Below are 5,418 nucleotides of genomic sequence, written 5' to 3'. Positions count from 1 at the left end.
GCGGGTGTGTTGTTTGAGAACTCAATAGTGTGTTTGGTGGTTTTTGTTTGTTGTTGTTTTTTGCCATGCCCTGTTTTCCCGTTTGTGGGTGTGGTGTTTTTTGATGCCAGTTTTTGGTGTCTGTTTGGTCAGATTGTTCTGAACGTTTTTGTTTGGAGAGTTTGATTCTGGCTCAGGACGAACGCTGGCGGCGTGCTTAACACATGCAAGTCGAACGGAAAGGCCCCTTTGGGGGTGCTCGAGTGGCGAACGGGTGAGTAACACGTGGGTGATCTGCCCTGCACTTTGGGATAAGCCTGGGAAACTGGGTCTAATACCGAATACACCTTGCTGGTCGCATGGCCTGGTGGGGGAAAGCTTTTGCGGTGTGGGATGGGCCCGCGGCCTATCAGCTTGTTGGTGAGGTTATGGCTTACCAAGGCGACGACGGGTAGCCGGCCTGAGAGGGTGACCGGCCACACTGGGACTGAGATACGGCCCAGACTCCTACGGGAGGCAGCAGTGGGGAATATTGCACAATGGGCGCAAGCCTGATGCAGCGACGCCGCGTGGGGGATGACGGCCTTCGGGTTGTAAACCTCTTTCAGTGCCGACGAAGCGTAAGTGACGGTAGGCACAGAAGAAGGACCGGCCAACTACGTGCCAGCAGCCGCGGTAATACGTAGGGTCCGAGCGTTGTCCGGAATTACTGGGCGTAAAGAGCTCGTAGGTGGTTTGTCGCGTTGTCCGTGAAAACTCACAGCTTAACTGTGGGCGTGCGGGCGATACGGGCAGACTTGAGTACTGCAGGGGAGACTGGAATTCCTGGTGTAGCGGTGGAATGCGCAGATATCAGGAGGAACACCGGTGGCGAAGGCGGGTCTCTGGGCAGTAACTGACGCTGAGGAGCGAAAGCGTGGGGAGCGAACAGGATTAGATACCCTGGTAGTCCACGCCGTAAACGGTGGGTACTAGGTGTGGGTTTCCTTCCTTGGGATCCGTGCCGTAGCTAACGCATTAAGTACCCCGCCTGGGGAGTACGGCCGCAAGGCTAAAACTCAAAGAAATTGACGGGGGCCCGCACAAGCGGCGGAGCATGTGGATTAATTCGATGCAACGCGAAGAACCTTACCTGGGTTTGACATGCACAGGACGACTGCAGAGATGTGGTTTCCCTTGTGGCCTGTGTGCAGGTGGTGCATGGCTGTCGTCAGCTCGTGTCGTGAGATGTTGGGTTAAGTCCCGCAACGAGCGCAACCCTTGTCTCATGTTGCCAGCGCGTTATGGCGGGGACTCGTGAGAGACTGCCGGGGTCAACTCGGAGGAAGGTGGGGATGACGTCAAGTCATCATGCCCCTTATGTCCAGGGCTTCACACATGCTACAATGGCCGGTACAAAGGGCTGCGATGCCGTGAGGTGGAGCGAATCCTTTCAAAGCCGGTCTCAGTTCGGATCGGGGTCTGCAACTCGACCCCGTGAAGTCGGAGTCGCTAGTAATCGCAGATCAGCAACGCTGCGGTGAATACGTTCCCGGGCCTTGTACACACCGCCCGTCACGTCATGAAAGTCGGTAACACCCGAAGCCGGTGGCCTAACCCCTTGTGGGAGGGAGCCGTCGAAGGTGGGATCGGCGATTGGGACGAAGTCGTAACAAGGTAGCCGTACCGGAAGGTGCGGCTGGATCACCTCCTTTCTAAGGAGCACCAGTTATTTTCCCCCGCCCCCACGCCTGTGGGATCAGTTGCGGTTGGGATATTTAGTGCCAGCACCTGTAGTGGGTGTTTCGGCCGGTGCACAACAAACGTGAGAAGTGGTGTGGGAACGCTGCTTTGAGGAATCATCGGACACACTATTGGGCTTTGAGACAACAAGCCCGTCGCCTCTTTGTCCCGAGTGTGGGATATCGGAGGTGGTGTTGATCCCCGTGTGGGGGTTGGCTGTGGTTGTCGCCCTGCTTTGGTGGTGGGGTGTGGTGTTTGATTTGTGGATAGTGGTTGCGAGCATCTGAACGCAGAGACCTGTGTGGGTTTTTGTGTTCTGATAATGCAATTTTTATTCTTCCGAGAATATTTTTTGATCTGTTTTGTGTGTAAGTGTTTAAGGGCGCATGGTGGATGCCTTGGCACTGGGAGCCGATGAAGGACGTGGGAGGCTGCGTTATGCCTCGGGGAGCTGTCAACCGAGCGTGGATCCGAGGATGTCCGAATGGGGAAACCCGGCACGAGTGATGTCGTGTCACCCAACGCTGAATATATAGGCGTTGGGGGGGAACGCGGGGAAGTGAAACATCTCAGTACCCGTAGGAAGAGAAAACAATTGTGATTCCGTGAGTAGTGGCGAGCGAAAGCGGAGGATGGCTAAACCGTGTGCATGTGATACCCGGCGGGGGTTGTGTGTGCGGTGTTGTGGGGCCTGTGTTCTCCTTTCCGCCGAGGGGAGCAGCAGTGATAAAGCAGTGGGTTAGGTGAAGTGGCCTGGGATGGTCTGCCGTAGTGGGTGAGAGCCCCGTAACCGAAAACTTGTTGCCTGTTGTCGCAGGATCCCCGAGTAGCAGCGGGCCCGTGGAATCTGCTGTGAATCTGCCGGGACCACCCGGTAAGCCTGAATACTTCTCAGTGACCGATAGCGGATCAGTACCGTGAGGGAATGGTGAAAAGTACCCCGGGAGGGGAGTGAAAGAGTACCTGAAACCGTGTGCCTACAATCCGTCAAAGCCTTCGATTTATTTCGTGGGGTGATGGCGTGCCTTTTGAAGAATGAGCCTGCGAGTCAGGGACATGTCGCGAGGTTAACCCGGGTGGGGTAGCCGCAGCGAAAGCGAGTCTGAATAGGGCGTATCACGTCAGTAGTGGCGTGTGTAGTGGTGTGTTCTGGACCCGAAGCGGAGTGATCTACCCATGGCCAGGGTGAAGCGCGGGTAAGACCGCGTGGAGGCCCGAACCCACTTAGGTTGAAGACTGAGGGGATGAGCTGTGGGTAGGGGTGAAAGGCCAATCAAACTCCGTGATAGCTGGTTCTCCCCGAAATGCATTTAGGTGCAGCGTTGCGTGTTTCTTGTTGGAGGTAGAGCTACTGGATGGCCGATGGGCCCTACTAGGTTACTGACGTCAGCCAAACTCCGAATGCCGACAAGTCAAAGCGTGGCAGTGAGACGGCGGGGGATAAGCTCCGTGCGTCGAGAGGGAAACAGCCCAGATCGCCGGCTAAGGCCCCTAAGCGTGTGCTAAGTGGAAAAGGATGTGCAGTCGCAAAGACAACCAGGAGGTTGGCTTAGAAGCAGCCACCCTTGAAAGAGTGCGTAATAGCTCACTGGTCAAGTGATTGTGCGCCGATAATGTAGCGGGGCTCAAGCACACCGCCGAAGCCGCGGCAGCAACACCTTGTGTGTTGTTGGGTAGGGGAGCGTCCTGCATCCGGTGAAGCCACAGAGTGATCTAGTGGTGGAGGGTGTGGGAGTGAGAATGCAGGCATGAGTAGCGATAAGGCAAGTGAGAACCTTGCCCGCCGGAAGACCAAGGGTTCCTGGGCCAGGCCAGTCCGCCCAGGGTGAGTCGGGACCTAAGGCGAGGCCGACAGGCGTAGTCGATGGACAACGGGTTGATATTCCCGTACCCGTGTATGAGCGTCCCTGACGAATCCATACTGCTAACCACCCAAACGGTGGCCTACCAATCCCTTCGGGGAGCGGGGGTCACCTGCTGCGTGGGACCCGTGTGGGTAGTAGTCAAGCGATGGGGTGACGCAGGAAGGTAGCCGTACCAGTCAGTGGTAATACTGGGGCAAACCTGTAGGGAGAAACCTAGGCAAATCCGGGTTTCACATATCCTGAGAGGTGATGCATAGCCGAGTGAGGCGAATTCGGTGATCCTATGCTGTCGAGAAAAGCCTCTAGCGAGTCCATACACGGCCCGTACCCCAAACCAACACAGGTGGTCAGGTAGAGAATACCAAGGCGTACGAGTGAACTATGGTTAAGGAACTCGGCAAAATGCCCCCGTAACTTCGGGAGAAGGGGGACCCCCACACCGTCAACCCACTTGCTGGGGGCAGCGGGAGGGGGTGGCACAAACCAGTGAGAAGCGACTGTTTACTAAAAACACAGGTCCGTGCGAAGTCGCAAGACGAGGTATACGGACTGACGCCTGCCCGGTGCTGGAAGGTTAAGAGGACCCGTTAACCCGCAAGGGTGAAGCGGAGAATTTAAGCCCCAGTAAACGGCGGTGGTAACTATAACCATCCTAAGGTAGCGAAATTCCTTGTCGGGTAAGTTCCGACCTGCACGAATGGCGTAACGACTTCTCAGCTGTCTCAACCATAGACTCGGCGAAATTGCATTACGAGTAAAGATGCTCGTTACGCGCGGCAGGACGAAAAGACCCCGGGACCTTCACTACAACTTGGTATTGGTGCTCGATTCGGTTTGTGTAGGATAGGTGGGAGACTGTGAAACTCACACGCCAGTGTGGGTGGAGTCGTTGTTGAAATACCACTCTGATCGTATTGGGCCTCTAACCTCGAACCGTCTATCCGGTTCAGGGACAGTGCCTGGCGGGTAGTTTAACTGGGGCGGTTGCCTCCTAAAAAGTAACGGAGGCGCCCAAAGGTTCCCTCAACCTGGACGGCAATCAGGTGTTGAGTGTAAGTGCACAAGGGAGCTTGACTGCGAGACGAACATGTCAAGCAGGGACGAAAGTCGGGACTAGTGATCCGGCACCCCCGAGTGGAAGGGGTGTCGCTCAACGGATAAAAGGTACCCCGGGGATAACAGGCTGATCTTCCCCAAGAGTCCATATCGACGGGATGGTTTGGCACCTCGATGTCGGCTCGTCGCATCCTGGGGCTGGAGCAGGTCCCAAGGGTTGGGCTGTTCGCCCATTAAAGCGGCACGCGAGCTGGGTTTAGAACGTCGTGAGACAGTTCGGTCTCTATCCGCCGCGCGCGTCAGAAGCTTGAGGAAACCTGTCCCTAGTACGAGAGGACCGGGACGGACGAACCTCTGGTACACCAGTTGTCCCACCAGGGGCACCGCTGGATAGCCACGTTCGGACAGGATAACCGCTGAAAGCATCTAAGCGGGAAACCCCCTCCAAGACCAGGCTTCTCACCCATACAGTGGGATAAGGCCCCCCGCAGACCACGGGATCGATAGACCAGACCTACACACCCAGCAATGGGTTCAGGGAACTGGCACTAACCGGCCGAAAACTTACACACACTCGCAACCACACCACGCGTATCAACCACGCAAACACACCCCACCACCAAAACACCCTTCCCAACACACAAATTTGGGACACTACAAAGTGAATAAAGTTACGGCGGTCAATAGCGACAGGGAAACGCCCGGACCCATCCCGAACCCGGAAGCTAAGCCTGCCAGCGCCAATGATACTGCCCCACCCGGGCGGAAAAGTAGGACACCGCCGAACACAAATTAG

3 rRNA genes are annotated in these 5,418 nt (G+C 56.2%); all 3 read left to right on the top strand.

Going from position 1 to position 5,418, the window contains the following annotated elements:
* The first annotated feature begins 149 nt into the window (after positions 1-149).
* The 3 genes from AU192_RS20630 to rrf all read left to right on the top strand — a co-directional run bounded on the left by AU192_RS20630 (position 150) and on the right by rrf (position 5,409).
* A 16S ribosomal RNA gene (locus tag AU192_RS20630) occupies positions 150-1,673 on the top strand.
* A 394-nt stretch (positions 1,674-2,067) separates the two neighbouring features.
* Positions 2,068-5,194, top strand: a 23S ribosomal RNA gene (locus AU192_RS20625).
* Positions 5,195-5,294: 100 nt separating this feature from the next.
* Positions 5,295-5,409 (top strand): 5S ribosomal RNA (gene rrf, locus AU192_RS20620).
* Together the 16S, 23S and 5S rRNA genes form the textbook arrangement of a ribosomal RNA operon.
* Positions 5,410-5,418 lie beyond the last annotated feature (9 nt).

It is taken from the genome of Mycobacterium lehmannii (assembly GCF_001499925.1).
GTDB classification, from domain to species: Bacteria; Actinomycetota; Actinomycetes; order Mycobacteriales; family Mycobacteriaceae; genus Mycobacterium; species Mycobacterium lehmannii.
The sequence above is the reverse complement of the archived record's forward strand: the minus strand, read 5'-3'. Positions and strand labels throughout refer to the sequence as shown.